Here is a 16,612-nt window from a genome sequence, read left to right as displayed (position 1 = left end):
CCCTGGACAGACGGCCGACCACCACGGACAATCGCGCTTGATGCGACTCCTGGTGTTCTTCCCCGGTGTGATCCGCGGTGGCTGCGAAGAGCACGCCTTCGTCATCATCCGCGCGGCCGTCCGTGGCGGCGACGAGGTCGTGGCCTGTTTCCCTCAGACCCCTGGCACTCGTTCACTCACCGACGACATCCGTGAGGCGGGCGCGAGCGTGCTGCCGTGGCCACTGGGCGCGATCGTTGACGGGCGCATGAATCTCGGCAGCGCGCAGCGACAGGAGGGCCTGGCCGGACCCGTACTCGACACGGTGAACCCCGACGCGATCCTGCTCTTCCTGCCTGAGCCTGATTCAAGCATGGGATTCCTCACTGCCTGCGCCGACCGTGGCCTGCCGACCGTACCGGTGTTCTGCCTGGTGCCGCCTGAATGGCCGGTTTCGGAGGAGGATCGGCGGCGCGGAGCGCGGGCCAGGAGAGCCAGGCAGCGGTGGGTGGCGATATCGCAGGACAACCGCCGCCACCTCGCCACCGCGTTCCGCATCGGAGCGGCTGACGAGGTGGACTGTGTACTGAACGGCGTCGATCTGCCGCGCGACTGGCAGGAACCGGACTCCGGTACGGTCGCAGCGGTAAGGCGGGCTGTACGCGAGGAACTCGTCATGCCCCCGACGGCGAGGATCGCCCTCACCGTGGCCCGGCTGGCCGCGCCCAAGGGCCACGCCGACCTGCTCGCGGCGATTTCCGAGCTGCCGGCCGCCGCCGACGACGTACGTTTCGTATGGGCGGGAGAGGGAGGCGAGGACGAACGTCTGCTGTCCCTGATCGAGCGGGCCGGACTCGACGGGCGCGTCCACCTCCTCGGGCACCGCCAGGATGTGGCGCGGCTGTTGCACGCGGCTGACCTCTTCGTCTTCCCCACACACTGGGAGGGATGCTCACGAGCGCTGATCGAGGCGATGAGCGCTGGGCTGCCGATCGTCGCCTCCGACGCCAGCAGCAACCCCGAACTGCTCGATGGCGGGCGGCTCGGCCTGCTGTTCCCCGCCCGCGACCGGACCGCACTGGCCGAGCGGATGAGTCAGGCATTGTCCGAGCCGGACGAGATGGCCGCGATGGCGGCCAAGGCCCGTTCCAAGGCACGCCGCGAGCTGACGGAGGCCGCGATGTGCGAGGGCACCCTGGCGGTCGTGGACAAGATAGTCCGGAGGTGACAGGGTGTGCGGCATGGCTGGAGCGCTCGTACCGGCCGGTGAACTCGACGTCGCGGAGTTGAGCGCCCTGACAGGCCGGATGAGCGACACTCTCGGTCATCGCGGCCCTGACGGGCGCGGCGCCTGGGTGGACGCGCGGGCCGGGATCGGGCTCGCGCACACCAGGCTCGCCGTCGTCGATCTCACCTCCTCGGGTCGCCAGCCGATGAGGATCAGGGCGGACGCCCCCGTCCTCGTGTGCAACGGCGAGATCTACAACCACCTCGAACTGCGTCGTGAGCTCGAGTCCGCCGGCCATCGCTTCCGGGGACGTTCCGACAGCGAGGTGCTCGCCGCGCTGATCGACAGACATGGCCTGCCGGCCGCGCTCGAGCGGGTCAACGGCGCCTTCGCACTGGCTCTCTGGGATCCCGCCACGGCCACCCTCCAGCTCGCCAGGGATCGGATCGGTGAGAAGCCCCTGTACTACGGGTGGTGCGGCGAACAGTTCGTCTTCGCCTCGGAACTCAAGGCGTTGCGCGCCCACCCGTCCTTCCGGACCCACCTGGACCGGCGTGCGCTGGCGCTGTACTTCGCCCATGGGTACGTGCCCGCCCCGTACTGCGTCTACAGCGCGGCTCGTAAGCTTCGCCCCGGGTGCCTCCTGACGCTCCGCGTACCGGCCGCGCCCGGTGACGAGCGAATCAGCCGGTACTGGTCGCTGCCGGACATCGCGGCCACCGGCGGTGCCGGGATCGGCTCCCATGAGGAGCTGGCCGAGGAACTGGATCAGGTCCTCCGCGACTCCGTCTCGCTGCGTTCTGCGGCCGACGTGCGCGTTGGCGTCTTCCTGTCGGGCGGCGTGGACTCGGCGGCGGTCGCCACGCTGATGGCCCGGGAGTCGGCGGTCCCGCTGCGCACGTTCACCGCGGGTTTCGAGGAGCCGGACTTCGACGAGCGGGCAGCAGCCCACGCCGTCGCGCGAATGCTCGGCAGCGAACACGTCGATGTCGTATGCACGGCCCGGGAGGCACTGCGGCTCGTGGAGAGGATGCCGCGCATCTACGACGAGCCCTTCTACGATCCGGCCCAGTTGCCGACCGTGCTGCTGGCCCAGGAGGCCGCCACGGTCGTCAAGGTGGTGCAGTCGGGCGAGGGCAGCGATGAGCTGTTCGGTGGCTATCCGCCGTATCTGGCGGCGTTGCGCGACAGCGTCGCGAAGGCGGAGGCCGGACTGTCCGGACGGCGGGCCTTCGACCTCCATGCGCAGCGGCGGATCTGGGCCGATCCCGCGATTCCCCTCCTTGGCGCCGCGGACCCGGCGCCCTGGCTCGCCGACGCGCTCGGCACCATGGCCCTCGGCGACGCGCCGGCCGGGCTGCTTCTCGCCGACGCGCTTACCTGGCTGCCCGACAACTGCATGGTGAAGATGGATCGGGCCACCATGGCGGCGGGTCTGGAGGTGCGCTGTCCCTACCTCGATCCTCGTCTGATCGAGCTGGCCTTCCGCATCCCCTTCGATCTCAAGGTCACCGAGGCGGGCAACAAGCTGGTACTGCGGCGGGCCCTGCGCCGCCACCTGCCCGGCTGGGCACGCGAACAGCCCAAGCGTGGATTCAACCTTCCTCTCGCGGCCTGGCTGAGGGGCGCCCTTCGGGAATGGGCCGAGACCCTGCTCGACCGGGCCGTCATCGAGGAGGGCGGCCTGATCGACGCGGGCGCCGTACGCGCTCGCTGGAAACGCCATCTCGACGGAAGCGACGAGCACACCTACGAGCTGTGGACGGTGCTGGTATTCCAGAACTGGCTTCCTTACGGGACCGGCGGCGCAATAGCGTCGGACGCATGACGCGAGTGCATCCGTTCGCGGTCCTCACGGACGGCATTGTGGCCGAACCCGGCGTCGCCTCGTGGGGCCTGGACCGCGCTGACGTCATCGCCGTCGAAGCGTCCGGCTGCCTCCGGCACCTCGTGCTGACGGAGGCCGGCAACGGACAAGACGTCCTGCCTGAGCTGCCCACGGCGCCGGTCGGAGCGCCTGTGGTCATCAGCTGGGGCCGAGGGCGGCTGGACGTCTTCATCCGCGACAGCGGCGGCGACCTGCTCCACTCGTGGTGGGAAGGCGCCTGGCAACCGTGGCGGGTGGTCGGGGCCAGCACGGCCGCCCCCACCGTCGTCAGCTGGGGGCCAGGGCGGTTCGACCTGTTCGTACGGACCCAGGAGGCGAGTCTGGCGCACTACTGGTACTCGCGCGGCCCAGGCATGCAGGGGCCGGAAGACTGCGGCGGGTCCTTCGCCGGCCGGCCGAGCGCGGCCACCACCAGCCTCTACGGCATCCACATGGTCGCACGCGGCCAGGCCGACGGGCTGCTCCGCTACCAGTACGCCCTCCCCCGCCAGCGTTCGCACGAGTGGACCACGTCCACCTGGCAGCCCGGCCGGGGCGCCTTCCACACCAGCCCCCCGGTCACTCCTGACGGGTGCGAACCGCTGGCGTGCACCTCTGATCCCGTGCTTCTGCCCTGCAGGGGCGAGGGCCGCGTACCAGGACGACTCCTCGCCTACGCGCGCCGCGACGACACGTTGTTGTGCCTCGAACCACAGCTGTGGCAGCACCGGCCCGCCGACCGGGTCCTGGGGGCCGGCATCGCGTCCGACGCCTGCGCGACGTCGGCGGCTCCGCGCCGCGCCGACGTCTTCGTCCGTCTGCGCTCGGGCGCCATCGGCCATCTCACGCAATGGCTGGGCGAGACAGGCGACGCCGGCCTTCGGTGGGAGTCTCTGGACGACGGTCATGTCCGTGCCGGCAGTCGTCCTGCGGTGATCTCCAGCAGGACGGGGCGCCTGGACCTGTTCTTCCGTGGGGACGGCGGAGAGCTGTGCCACGGCTGGCGGGAGCCGGGCACGACGGACTGGAACGACCGTGCGGCCCGGCGGCTCGGAGGTGGACCCGGATGACGGGGCCGGAACCGCCCGCCACCACCGATGCGGCGCTCTTCGCGTCGCTGGCCGCGATACGCGCCGTGGACGGGACGCCCGTGGGCGCGGGCTTCCTGGTGACCGCCGGTCACGTGCTCACCTGCGCCCACGTCGTGAACGCCGCGCTGGGCGAGCGCGAGGACGAGGACCGCAGGCCGATGTCCGCCGTGTACGTGGACTTCCCGCTGGTGGCACCCGGCCATCTCATCGCGGCTGACGTACGGGCGTGGTCGCCGATCGACGGGACCGGCGCGGGCGACTGCGCCCTGCTGACGCTGCGGGACGCGGCGCCCGAGCAGGCCGGTCCGGCACCGCTGCGCGCCCCCGGCGACGTCTGGGGCCACTCCTTCAGGACGTTCGGATTCCCGCGGGGTCACGGTGCCGGGTTGTGGGCCACCGGGCGGATCCGCGGGCCGCAGGGCAACGGCTGGATCCAGCTTGAGGACATCAAGACGCCTGGCGCCGCCGTGGAGCGTGGGTTCAGCGGCGGCGCCGTCTACGACGAGGAGCTCCGGGCCGTGGTGGGGATGGTGGTGGCCCAGGATCTCCAGCAAGGTCGCAAGATCGCTTTCATGCTACCCACCGCTCTGCTCGGGCGGCTGATTCCCGAGCTCGCCGCGCTTTCGCCCGAAGCCGTACCAGCCGGGCCGTTGTACAACGTTCCCGGGCCGCCGCCTCATCACCGGCCCAGGCCGGAGGATTTCGAGCGACTGCGGCAGGCCGTCCTCGCCGAAGCGGAGCGGGCCGTGGACGGGGGGCAGAAGATCGCCGTGCACGGTATGGGCGGGGTCGGCAAGTCGGTGCTCGCGGCGGCCGTCGCCAGGGACGATCAGGTACGCCAGTGCTTCCCGGACGGCGTCCTCTGGGTCGAGCTCGGCCCGCAGGCCTCGCTTCCCGAGCGGCAGGCGCAGCTCGCCGCGGCCCTGGGCGTCTCCCAAGCCGTCTTCGTGGACGTCCAGTACGGCAGAGCGGGTCTGAGCCGCGCCCTCGCGGACCGCCGCTGCCTGATCGTCGCCGACAATGTCTGGCACGCCGAGCAGATCGCCGCCTTCGACGTGCTGGGCCCGCGTTGCCGCCTGCTGTTCACCACGAGAGACGCAGGTCTTGCCAGAGCGTCCGGGGCCGACGGCGTGCTGGTGAGTCCGCTCACGGACGAGCAGGCGACGGCTCTGCTGGCGGGCTGGGCAGGTCACTCGCTCGACGAGCTGCCGCCGGAGGCGGACGAAGTCGTACGGGAGTGCGGCAACCTCCCGCTCGCGCTGGCGATGGCGGGTGCCATGGCCGAAGGCAGACCGGAGCGCTGGCCGGGAGTTCTGCGGCGACTACGCGAGTCCGACCTCGGCCGGATCCGCCAGAACTTCCCGCACTACCCCCATCCCGACCTCCTGCAGGCGATCGAGGCCGGTGTGCTGGTACTGGAGCCTCACGCCAGAGAGCGTTACCTGGAGCTGGCGGTCTTCGCCGGGCGTGTCGTCCCCGCGCAGGTCGTCGAACTGCTGTGGGCCCCCGTAGGCGTGGACGACCTGGAGACGGAGGAACTGCTCGACCTGTTCGTCGAGCGCTCCCTGGCCCGTGTGGAGGGTCCCGGCGTCAGGCTGCACGACCTTCAGTCGGACTACGTGGCCAAGCAGCTCACCGATGTGCCGGCGCTGCACGCCAGGCTGCTCGATTCCTACACGGCGTCAACGCGGGACGGCCGGGCCGGCGGGAGTGTCGAACGCTACTTCTTCGAGAATCTCGCCCACCACCTGAGACACGCCGAGCGGGAAGATGAGCTGCGGATGTTGCTGCTGGACCTGGCCTGGCTGTCTGCCAAGCTCGCCGCCACTGACGTGACCTACCTGCTGGCGGACTTCGCCGGTGTCGACGATGCCGGAGTCGTCCTGGTACGTGACGCGCTCCGGCTGTCCAGCCACGCCTTGGCCCGCGATCCCGGCCAATTGTCCGCGCAACTGGTCGGACGACTGGCCGGGGTCACGCATCCGGCGGTCGTCGCACTGGTCGAGCAGGCGCGTACGTGGCCGACCGGTTCCCGGCTTCGCCCGCTGGGAGCCGGTCTCATCGCTCCAGCGGCGGCGATGGGGGGCAGCCTGGTGGGACACGCCAGCTGGATCCGTACCATAGCGCTCTCCGGAGACGGTCGTGTGGCCGTCTCCGGCGGCGACGACCACACGGCGCGGGTGTGGCACGTGGATGACGGCCGGGAGGTCCACACACTACGGGGGCACGACGGCTCGGTCTGGTCGGTGGCGGTGACGGCGGACGGCCGTACGGCGGTGACGGGCGGCGTCGACGGCACGCTGCGGGTATGGAACCTGGCCGACGGCACGCAACAGCACGTGCTGACAGGGCACCGCGGCTCGGTCTGGACGACGGCCATCACTCCGGACTCCAGGTTGATCGTCTCCGGCGCCGCGGACGGGACCGTACGGGTCTGGGACCTGCGCGACGGCAGGCAACGCCACGTGCTCAGCGGTCACCGTGGCGCGGTGATGTCGATACGGCTGTCGCCCGACGGCCGGATCGTGGCGTCGGGCTCCGAAGACGGCACGGCGCGCGCCTGGCGGGTCGCCGACGGCACGCCGGTCGCGAACTTCGACAGCGGTGAGCGCTGGGTGCAGTCCGCGACAGTGGCGCTCACCGAGCACCACCTGCTGTTCGGCACCGACAGCGGCAACCTGCACATCTGGCGGCTCGACGACGGCCGGCGGGCGTTCGCCCTGAACAGCGGGCACGGGGCGAGCTGGGCGTTGGCGGCCGCACCGGACGGCAGATATGCCGTGGTCAGTTCGATGGACGGGCCGCTCACCGTGTGGGACCTGGTCTCGGGATCGCCGCACACCGTCCTGCACGGCCACAGCGGCTGGGTAGGGGCGCTGGCCGTCAGCTCCGACGGCCGTACGGCTGTCTCGGGCGGGGACGACGGCATCCTGCGGGTATGGAGTCTCCCCAGCGGGGGCGAGGCCACGGCGCTGCGCGGCCACGCCGGCTGGGTCAACGCGGTCGCCCTGACCGCCGATGGGCGACGAGCGGTGTCGGGGTCGGCCGACGGCGCACTACGGATCTGGAACCTGGCCGGAGCCGCCGAGCACGCCGAGCACGCGGCGCACAGCGGCTGGGTGGCGGCGCTGAAGGAAGTCCGTACGGGCGGCGCCGGTGTGATCTCGGTCTCCGACGACTCCACGGTACGCGTCTGGGACGCGGCGACGGGGACCGTCCGGCAGACGCTACGGGGTCATGTGGGCCCGGTGAAGGATCTGACCGTGCTCGCGAAGGGGGAACAGGCTGTCACCGCGGGCGGTGACGGGACCGTCCGCCTCTGGGACCTGAGGACCGGGCGGGAGCAGCGCTTGTGGCACGCGAGCGAGCAGCCCGTGACAGCGGTGTGCGCACTGGGCCGTCACCTGGCGGCGGGCACCGGCGATGGCCGGCTGTCTCTGTGGGACCTGCGAACCGGTGGCCTCGTACGCGAATGGGACACGGGCGAGCCCGTTCAGTTCCTGCGCGCGATCGGCGATGGACGTCGCGTCGTCACCGCCGGGGCCGGCGGCACGGTAGGCGTATGGGACGTGGCGTCCGACCGCGCCCTCCAGTTGTGCCGGGGACCTGGTGGTCCCGTGCTGTGCCTGTCGCTGGCGCGGGACGGCGAACTGGCGCTGGCGGGTTGCATCGACGGCTTCCTGACCGCCTGGGATCTCGGCACGGGGCGGGCCCGGTGGGAGATTCGGGCTCACGAGACCCAACTCCATGCGATGACGCTGCTCGGATCCGACGCCGCCGGGGTGGCCACCGGTGGGGGCGATGGCGCCGTCCGGACGTGGGATCTCGACACCGGAGGCGCGATCGACGAGTTCGTGCCCACGGGAGAGCCCGTCCGCGCGGTGGCGAGCACGGCCGGCAGCGGGCTGCTCGTCTCCGGATCAGGAGACGAGGTCACGCTGTGGGACACCCGCGCCAGGGCCAGGGTGGCCCGCTTCTTCGGTGACAGTGGCATCAGCGCCTGCCTGACGCTGAAGGTGGACGACCGGATGCCGGTGATCGCGTGCGGCGAGGCGTCCGGCGGCGTGCACCTGCTTCAGCTGCGCACGGCAGGTAACTGATCGGGGGGTGACGCGCCGACGGCCCGTGCTCGCCAGCGCGCCGATCGGCTCAGCTCGATCCCGTTCTTCCACAGGTACACCAGGTGCTGGGCGGTGCTCAGCGCCTGCTCGGTCACCAGGTCGGCATGCTTGGCCAGGACGTAGCAGGCTTCGTCCACGAAGCTCGCCGCGGGCGAGGCGAATGTCAGTGAGGTCTGGTGCCGGCGGTAGGAGAACAGGACCCGCGGAATGACATCCCCCGTGTGGCCATGACGTGCCAGCCTGATCTGCAGCTCCCAGTCGTCGAGGGTCGGGAGGTTCTCGTCGAAGCCACCCACCTCCTCCAGCGCGGCTCGGCGGAAGACCTTGCTGCGTTTGCCCTCCGTATCCATGAAGTGCATGAGGTCGCGGACGTGCCCGACCGGCGCGTGGACGAGGTCCATCATCCCGAAATAGCGCACGTAGCAGGTCAGGTACGCCAGGCTCGGGTCGGTCAGCAACGCGCGGACGGCGATCGTGAGGTACGCCGGGTCGATGAGGTCGTCCCCGTCCAGCGGCAGAACGAACTCTCCGCGCGCCTCACGGAGTCCGGCGTTGAAGGCGGACCCAGGTCCGCCATTCGGTTTGCAGATCTTGGTCACTCCGGCGAGGGCATCGACCGTGGCCCTGGTCTCCGCGTCGCGGGAGCCGTCGTCCACGACGATGATCTCCACCGGCGAGTAGTCGGACGCCCGGACGGAGGCGATCGTCTCCTCGACGAGGCGGCCCTGGTTGAAGACAGGGACGATGACCGATACCAGTGGATTTCCGCCAACCTGCACAGGCGCGGGCGGGCGACCGCCGGCGGCACCGCGATAGGCCGACAGGACACGTGGAACAGCCACTTCCGGATCGGCGGCCCGCCGGACGGCGTCCACCGCCCGCGCGGCGATCTCCTCCTGCCCGGTGGGCGGCCGGAGGATGAGCTCGGCCATCCGTTCGAGGCCGACGAGGTCGTCGGGGTCCACGACGAACCCCGACCTGCCATGTTCGATGATCCCGGCGAGGCCGCTGCCGGCCCCGGCGATCACCAGGCTGCCGCGGCTCATCGCCTCCAGGCCCTCCAGGGAGAGGTCGTCGGTACGCGAGGGGAACACGCACCAGCGCGCTCCCTCCCAGACAGCGGGCCTGGCGACGGGGTACGCGTCGACGATCGACACCCGTCCCCGCAGGCCGGGAGTGATGAGCCGTTCCAACTGCTCCCGGTACGGCCGTCCGAAGTGCGGGCGCGCGGCGGCGGTGCCGTACAGCGTGAAGGTCGTCGTCGCGGATCTTCGGGCGACCAGGTCCGCCAGCCTCAGGAACACGTCCGCTCCTCCTGACGGATCGAGCGGCCCGCCGAAGACCACCTCGTCCTCGGGACGGTCGTCCAGCGGCCGTACCTCCGCCAGGTCGTCCCGGCTGAGGGGAGGCGGACATCGGACGGCGACTCGCGATCGTGCCCCGACGGATCCGTCCACCACCGCGAAGGGCGCGGTCACCAGATCCGCGTGCCGTACGCAGTAGTCCTCGGCGAACATCCGGATCGAGTGCCGGTAATCGGCGGCGGCCTGGCTTCCTGGTACGACGGCGATCCCTGGAGATCTGTGCAGACGCACCGCGAGGACGAGACGGGAAAACTCACCCAGCAGGCGCTTGGCGCGGATCGCTCCGAGCCCCTGGCCTCCCCGGTCGGGGAACTCCGCGACATCCAGGCCGACGTCGGAATCCAGCACGCGCAGGGCCTCGCGCACCCGGTCGGCGTATTCCTGGTCGTCGCCGAAGTAGTCGTGATCGGGCTCGGGCGGGGGCGTGACAACCACGTCCGCCACGTCGGGCGACACCGGCGGCGGCGCGTCCGTGATGAGGTAGGTCTGATGACCGGCGGGCCTCAGCCATGAGCACATGTTGCGCACGTACCGGCTCACCGGATCTCGATCGGGCTGATAGGCGCGGACCGCGAAAGCGATCTTCACGAAGTCCTGCTCCACGTGAGCTTCACGACGAGATGACCCTCCACCGTCGTCTTCGCGATCACCGCGCCCGCTTCGGCGTTCAGCCGGACCCCGAACTCCATCTCCACCTCGTCCGGTTGGAGACGGCCGTCACGGAAGACGGCCAGCGCCGACAGCGCGGCGTCCCTGACATCGGTGAGCGCCTCCTCGAAGCGCCGGCGAACCTCCACCACGCCGCCGGACCTGGCGGCCCGATGCACGCCCGGCTCCTGCTCGCTCACCTCGACGACCACCTGGCCTCCCTCGGCCGTCTCGAACTTCATCAACTCTGTCACGCTCACGCCTCACCGAGTTCGAAGAGAAGGAAATGGTTGTCGCTCCCCACCACCTGGCGGGTCGCTTCATCACGCAGGATGGGCTCGGCCACGGTGAGCCGGTAGCCGTGGCGATCGAGGATCGGCATCGCGTCGTTACGCCTGTGCCCGGGGTCGGCCGCGTAGATCTCGTCGGCCTCGTTGGAGATCACGAACAGGTGCTTCACTCCTGTAGAGGCCAGCCGCGCGATCCAGGCGTCGATGGCCGCGGAGGACATCTCCGAGAAGCTGTGGACGGCCACCGCCAGGTCAGGCGTGTTCTGGGCCAGGCACTGATCGACCTCGTCGAGCGGCACCACCAACACCCGGTCCGCACTGCCGCGGAAGCGGACGTAGAGCTCGCTGAGAAAGGTGGATTCCGGGATCGCGTCGAGGCAGAGGTAGTGCCGAAGGCCGGGTACGCAGCTCGCCATGCGTACGGCCAGCCTGCCGTAACCGGCACCGATGTCGGCCACGGTGAAGCCGACCCGGTCGAACAGCCCCCACGTCCGGTCGAGAAAATATAATTCGTTGATCGAGTCGAGCAGATCACGGCTGACGGGCCGCCCCTGGCCGTCGTCGAAGACCCAGCACCCGAACGCGCCATCCTCCTCGGTCCGGTCCAGCAGGCCGAGCCGGTCCAGGCCTCTGACGTAGTCGGCGTACGCGCGATACTTCCGCGCCGGGCGCCTGCCCATGTACCGCAACTGCCAGACGTAGGCGTTGTCGCCGCGGAAGTGGCGCAGGTCGATGCCGTCGCGGCGATGCCCGTCGGTCCACACCGTGTGGTCGGTGAGCGGTGAGTCGAGGCGCCGGTAACGCTCGCGCAGTTCGCACAGGCGCGGGTGGGCCGGGTGCAGCTGGGCTTCCATCTCTGGTGGGGGAGGCCGGCCGGGGTCGTAGCGTCCGGAGATCGGCCCGACGTACATCCCCCGTCCGTGCGCCGGCCCCATGTACAGGCGGTAGCCGAAGGCCCGCAGTATTCGGTCCACTCGCAGTCGCGCCCCGTCCAGAGCCACCCGGTCATGTTCTCGCCTGGTACTCGGGGGCGCAAGAGGATCAAGGGTCCATTGCTCGTCACCTATCCCGTACGCGTCGACCCCCACCTCCCTCGGAATGGTCACCTCGCCAAGCCCGACGGCAGCTACACCACCAGCAGCAACCCGTCGGCCAGCGGCTACAAGCCAGTCGCCAGCACGAGCGCGAGCCGATCAACGGGGATCAGCTATACGCCGGCAGTAAAGCCCATGACTGTCATGAGGCCACCGAGCGCTGACTATGTCCCCTACGGCAGCCAGTCGATGCAGCAAAACATCGTGAATGGCATGAACAACGGCATCATGTCGGGCTTCGGTATCCTCTTCGATCCCCTGACGGAGCTGTTCACGTGGGGCGAAGGCGACTACTACGGCTGGGTCAACGCGACCTACCCTGTCGACGGCGACAGCTTCACCGGAGGTGTCAGCAAGGGCACCGGCAGCCTTCTGCCTGGACTTGCCACGATGGGCCTGGGCACAACAGCGCGCGCTGGCGTTCTCGCGCCGGAAGTGCTTGCCGCCCGGGCCAGCACCGGTGAAAGCGCAGCAAGGGCACCCGGGAAAGAGCTCGTCAAAGTCGAATGGCCCGCGAATAGGGGTTTCCTTGGCACGCCCGTGAAGGAAACTCTCAAGCCGGGCACGAAAATCGACCGATATGGCTATGAAGGTGGAACCTTCGTCTCTCCTGTCGGAGTCCCTTTCGCCAAGCGAGCACTCCCGTCCCACTACGAATCCACACGTCCATATGCGGTCTACACTGTGGTCAAGCCCATCAAGGTGGACGCGGGCACTGTCGCTCCTGCGATGGGATATGCAGGTGGAGGCGTCCAATATGAGCTTCCCGCGCCCGTCTCGCAACTGATCGCCGACGGCTTTCTCAAGAGGTGAGCCTTGGACAGAGAATCACTCAAGCAACTCCTGGCAGATGCCGGAGTTGATGAACGCGCATACAGGATGGATGGATCCGGAGGTGACGAACAGTACTGCATGGAAGAAACGTCCTTGGGCTGGGCGGTCTACTATGCCGAGCGTGGTGCAAGGGTTGGCGAACGAATCTTCGTCAGCGAATCCGCAGCTTGCGCCCATCTGATGGATCTCATTCTCGCTGATCCCACAACGAGGCGCCGAGCGTAGGGGCATGAACGGCCTTATTAGGTGTCGGCACTCTACGGGTTAAGAGCGCGATAGCCGTGACCGCGAACGACGTTCGCGGTCACGGCCGACGCTGACGTAACCGTTGGAGTCGCGTCGGCGATGAATCTCTATGTCGCAACATAGCGATCTCCTTTCATTCTTTAGCGACCTCGAAGTTCTGCAGAAGAGCGATGGCCTCGCAGGGGGCCCGCGCTTGAGCGGGCAGCGGTGGAGCTACCATCCCAGACCTCGGCGCCATCACTGAGGCCGGGAACGCGCTCAGCGCGCACATGGCGGCGACGTGGTCCCCAAGTGGTCCCCAGCTGCGAGTTGCCTAGGAGATCACCCTCAAGATCGAGGAAACAGAAAAGGCCGATCGTCCTGGGCCTACACCCAAGCCGATCGGCCTTTCGCAACCGTCGGGACGACAGGATTTGAACCTGCGATCCCTTGACCCCCAGAACGTGGGAGTGAGTGTTCCCGCACGTCAAGCGCACTCCTGCACTGAGCTCCACATTCGCCGACCTGCATGTTGTCCTGCGAACGACATGGCGTGTGGTCCCAAACTGGTCCCAGCCTTCATCCTCTGATGCTGGGGCGGCAATGACCCAACACCCGCAAACACAGATGCTGACTAGATGCTCATGTAGAGCCAGCGATGGCAGATGGCACCGCTCCTGACCTAGACGACCGCGGCCCCATCCCGGGTCAGGCCAGCTCAGGCCCACCGACCTCTCTCAGATGTGATCTTGTCAGTGCAAGCCATCCCTTCCATCTCATAGACCGCCTCCAGACCAGCACCAGCGCCGCCACAACCGCTGATCGAGTGCGACCCGCAGGACAAGGAGGCGCTGACGTCGTACTCCCGACCGTCACCGGCACGTGCGAGCGCCGTAAGAGCGACTCAGAACAGAGCCCACGGCAATGCACTGAATGCCTTCTATTCAAGCTATCGTGTAGGGCCGAGAAACCCGTTCTGGATAAAGATCGAGCCCTAGACGTCTAGCTGGCGATCGTTGCGGGGGGATCTCAAGAGATCCCCCCGCGACGACCGAACTTCAACAGAAGCTCCGATCGCAGATACGCAATCCAAAGACGCGAGAATCCCAGCGGCAACAATGCCCAGGCTTAGCAACATCCCCAGGAGGTCCGGTCACCGTACCCGTGAAACAGGGACGCCGGCCAGCTTCGCCGTAGCACCGGCGCCCACAACCATTCGCGCCAGAAGTGACGCGCGCCGCCAGTTTAATGCACAATCGAGAACAAACGACGATCCATAGCAAGGCCAAGTGCAATGATGGGGGCATGAACACAATTCCTGGCAGCTACTCCCATCTCGCCAACGCCATGGAAGGTACCTGCTACGTCTACGTTCAAGGCATCACACCCGCGGACGTGATAGCCAGGCTCGGCGCACGTGCTGAGAAATTCACTTCCATGACGCAAAGCGATTTCTTCAACACATCCTTCGCGAGTCCGTCCACCTCGGATAGGTTCATTGCCGCCACAGCCATCGGAGACTGGACCTTGCTTGTGGATCCTGGCGGCTCGCTCGGCATGGCCGAAGAGGTGATCATGCCGCTCTCGGCAGGAACCCGGCTCGTCTCCCACTTCTTTCTCTCGGTCAAGGCCATCGACTACTTCTTCTGGATCGAAAACAGTGAGCTCCGGTTCTGCTTCATAGCCCAGGAAGGGTATGCCCCGGATGTTCCGGATGAACTCGCAGACACCATGGCCGTGGTCGATTCCGTCTACCCAGACGCCGACCCTCACGAGGGTCCGATGTTCATCCTGGCCGAGGAGCTCACAGGCATCACGATGACACCACAACTACTGGAGGAGTCCACATATCTGTGCGGAGCAGTCCCCTCTCCTCACTCTGAAGAGCTTCCCTCCCCCTGGTAGAACGGGTTCCACGGTCATGAACTCGCAGATCGCCCCCGTGTCGTCGAAACGGACGCGACAGGGTGAGGGGTGTCCGCCGCCGCGGTAGGTGCCGGGGGCGCGCCCTCCGGCGATGACTGCAGCGTATGCGGGGAAGGTCAGGGATGCATGCTGGGCCCAGCTGAGTAGGCCGAGGGCGGGCCGGTCACCTCCAGAGTGGTGAGGGAGTAGGACTCGTCGGCTCCGGACGCGGACCGGAAGGCGAAGTACACCTCGACCGCGTCCTCGTCACCCGGGGGCGGTTCCGAGGGGGCGTCGGCGGTTGAGGTGATGCGGCACCAGGCGGACCGGACCCGGTCGGCCAGGTACGCCATCGCCTCCGCGGCAGCGGCCCCACAGCACCAGATGTCCCCGATCCACACAGTCGTCGCGGAACGCCTGCAGCAGCCGGGTGTACCGCTTCAAAAGTTGTCGCAGGGGGCTTGACCTCCAGGTCGGCCTGATACGCCGATACGAGCAAGATCGGTCCTCGTGTCTTTCCGTCTCCTGTATCTGATCATGATCCGGTTGTTCGGCCGGCTGGTGCTGCTGGGCCGAGGTGAGGCGGTGAAGGACGCCGAGATCATGGTGCTTCGGCATGAGTTGGCGGCACTGCGGAGGCAAGTCACGCGGCCGAAGCCGGACTGGGCCGATCGAGCGATCCTGGCCGCGCTGTCCCGGCTCTTACCACCTGAGGTGCGGGCTCACCGGCTGGTGACACCGGACAACCTGCCGGCTTGGCACCGTCGCCTGGTCCAGCGCCGATGGACGTATCCGCACCGGTCCGGCCGCCCCCGGATGAGCAAGGAGATCCAGGAGCTGGTGGTGCGCCTGGCGCAGGAGAACCCGTCCTGGGGATACCGCCGGGCGCACGGCGAACTGGTCCTGCTCGGCTCCCAGGTCGGTGAGGCGACCGTAGGCCGGATCCTGCGGAGCCGGAGGGGCGGCCCGGCTCCACGAAGCACCGACACCTCGTGGAGGACCTTCCTACGCGCCCAGGCGCAAGGCCTGCTGGCCGTCGACTTCTTCCATATCGACACGAATTCCTTAAGCGCCTGTACGTGCTGTTTGTCATAGAAGTCACCACCCGGCGTGTGCACATCCTCGGCGTGACCGCCAACCCGACCGGCGCCTGGACGGCCCAGCAGGCCCGCAACCTGTTGATGCACCTCGGGACACGGATCGCCTCCTTTCGCTCTCTCATCCGCGACCGAGATACCAAGTTCACCGATGTCTTCGACGCGGTCCTCGCCGGCGCGGGCGTGACGGTGGTCAAGATTCCGCCGCGCACGCCGCGGGCCAACTGCTACGCCGAGCGATGGGTCCGTACCGTACGGGCCGAGTGCACCGACCGCATGCTGATCTACAACAAACGGCACCTGCGGTCAGTGCTCACTGAGTAGGCCGATCACTACAAGCGGACCGTGATGCCGCTGGAAGGCCGGATCGAACGCCGGAAGGTGCTCAGCGGGCTGATCAACGACTACAGCCGAGCCGCTTAGCCGCCTCGAAGAACCCCAAGCTCAAACCTGATGCGATGATTTTGCAGCGGTACAAGCCACCAGGCAAAAGCGCAGACAAAACTCACGGCCCGAGGACCTCCTCCCCCACAGACACCGGCCAACACCCCTCGAATCAACCGAAATCTCATGGAAAGCCGTGATCTGATGACGTAGGGCGAATATCTCAGCGGGGCGCAAGGCGAAGTGCGCGGGACGACATCACGCCGCTCTACGTGATGCGCGACGACGCATCTGCTCCGCATACGCGAGAAGAGGTGGCCGCACAACTGCGCACCCGTGACGATCCCGGAAGTCCAGGGACTGTAAAAACAACGGCTCTGTCTCCTCTTTCGGCTCTGTCTCTCTTTCGGTGGTGACGGAGCGTTAGGCCAACAGGATGCGGTGGCGGAGCAGCGTGAAGCCGGCGCGGCCGTGCATCTGGCGCA

At 68.1% G+C, this 16,612-nt stretch carries 12 protein-coding genes and 1 tRNA gene; 8 read left to right on the top strand and 5 right to left on the bottom strand.

Features of this window, described 5'->3' with window-relative positions; translation table 11 throughout:
* Nucleotides 1–40: 40 nt before the first annotated feature.
* From AB0C33_RS35920 to AB0C33_RS35905, 4 genes are read left to right on the top strand one after another with little or no spacing between them, the layout of a single operon-like run.
* Nucleotides 41–1,207, top strand: a complete 1,167-nt coding sequence (locus AB0C33_RS35920; protein ID WP_358295694.1) for a glycosyltransferase — start codon at nt 41–43, stop codon at nt 1,205–1,207.
* Between the two features lie 13 nt (nt 1,208–1,220).
* Nucleotides 1,221–3,035, top strand: a complete 1,815-nt coding sequence (gene asnB, locus AB0C33_RS35915; protein WP_358295691.1) for an asparagine synthase (glutamine-hydrolyzing) — start codon at nt 1,221–1,223, stop codon at nt 3,033–3,035.
* Nucleotides 3,032–4,144: a hypothetical protein gene (locus tag AB0C33_RS35910; protein WP_358295689.1), complete on the top strand. Its 1,113-nt coding sequence runs from the start codon at nt 3,032–3,034 to the stop codon at nt 4,142–4,144. Before asnB ends, AB0C33_RS35910 begins: the two co-directional genes overlap by 4 nt.
* Complete coding sequence (locus AB0C33_RS35905; RefSeq protein WP_358295686.1) at nt 4,141–8,265, top strand: NB-ARC domain-containing protein; 4,125 nt, start codon at nt 4,141–4,143, stop codon at nt 8,263–8,265. The genes AB0C33_RS35910 and AB0C33_RS35905 overlap by 4 nt, the downstream gene beginning before the upstream one ends.
* Here AB0C33_RS35905 and AB0C33_RS35900 read toward each other — a convergent pair.
* Genes AB0C33_RS35900 through AB0C33_RS35890 form a run of 3 tightly spaced genes read right to left on the bottom strand, consistent with a single transcriptional unit; the run spans nt 8,241 to nt 11,562 of the window.
* Nucleotides 8,241–10,238 carry a glycosyltransferase gene (locus AB0C33_RS35900; protein WP_358295683.1) on the bottom strand — a complete coding sequence of 666 codons (1,998 nt, stop codon included), beginning with the start codon at nt 10,236–10,238 and terminating at the stop codon, nt 8,241–8,243. The two genes, AB0C33_RS35905 and AB0C33_RS35900, sit on opposite strands and share 25 nt — an antisense overlap.
* A complete protein-coding gene (locus AB0C33_RS35895) occupies nt 10,235–10,552 on the bottom strand; it encodes a CU044_2847 family protein (RefSeq protein WP_358295680.1) in 318 nt (105 codons plus the stop codon). Before AB0C33_RS35895 ends, AB0C33_RS35900 begins: the two co-directional genes overlap by 4 nt.
* Before the next feature lie 2 nt (nt 10,553–10,554).
* Nucleotides 10,555–11,562 (bottom strand): putative sugar O-methyltransferase, encoded by a 1,008-nt coding sequence (locus tag AB0C33_RS35890; RefSeq protein ID WP_358295677.1) that lies wholly within the window; start codon nt 11,560–11,562, stop codon nt 10,555–10,557.
* Between the two features lie 78 nt (nt 11,563–11,640).
* On the opposite strand from AB0C33_RS35890, the gene AB0C33_RS35885 reads away from it, so the two are divergent.
* Nucleotides 11,641–12,495, top strand: a complete 855-nt coding sequence (locus tag AB0C33_RS35885) for a TNT domain-containing protein (protein WP_358295674.1) — start codon at nt 11,641–11,643, stop codon at nt 12,493–12,495.
* Nucleotides 12,496–13,160: 665 nt separating this feature from the next.
* On the opposite strand, the gene AB0C33_RS35880 is transcribed toward AB0C33_RS35885, so the two are convergent.
* Nucleotides 13,161–13,255 (bottom strand) — tRNA-OTHER (locus tag AB0C33_RS35880).
* 791 nt (nt 13,256–14,046) lie between these two features.
* Here AB0C33_RS35880 and AB0C33_RS35875 point away from each other — a divergent pair.
* Complete coding sequence (locus AB0C33_RS35875; RefSeq protein WP_358295672.1) at nt 14,047–14,646, top strand: DUF6461 domain-containing protein; 600 nt, start codon at nt 14,047–14,049, stop codon at nt 14,644–14,646.
* 137 nt (nt 14,647–14,783) lie between these two features.
* On the opposite strand, the gene AB0C33_RS35870 is transcribed toward AB0C33_RS35875, so the two are convergent.
* Nucleotides 14,784–14,999 carry a hypothetical protein gene (locus AB0C33_RS35870; RefSeq protein WP_358295670.1) on the bottom strand — a complete coding sequence of 72 codons (216 nt, stop codon included), beginning with the start codon at nt 14,997–14,999 and terminating at the stop codon, nt 14,784–14,786.
* Between the two features lie 157 nt (nt 15,000–15,156).
* Between AB0C33_RS35870 and AB0C33_RS35865 the strand changes: the two genes are divergently transcribed.
* Nucleotides 15,157–15,741, top strand: coding sequence for a hypothetical protein (locus tag AB0C33_RS35865; RefSeq protein ID WP_358295667.1), 585 nt, complete (start codon nt 15,157–15,159; stop codon nt 15,739–15,741).
* A gap of 17 nt (nt 15,742–15,758) precedes the next feature.
* Entirely contained in the window at nt 15,759–16,067 is a 309-nt protein-coding gene (locus tag AB0C33_RS35860) for a hypothetical protein (RefSeq protein WP_358295664.1), read from the top strand.
* The last annotated feature ends 545 nt before the right edge of the window (nt 16,068–16,612 follow it).

This window comes from Nonomuraea sp. NPDC048881, assembly GCF_040649795.1.
Classification (GTDB): Bacteria; Actinomycetota; Actinomycetes; order Streptosporangiales; family Streptosporangiaceae; genus Nonomuraea.
The sequence above is the reverse complement of the archived record's forward strand: the minus strand, read 5'-3'. Positions and strand labels throughout refer to the sequence as shown.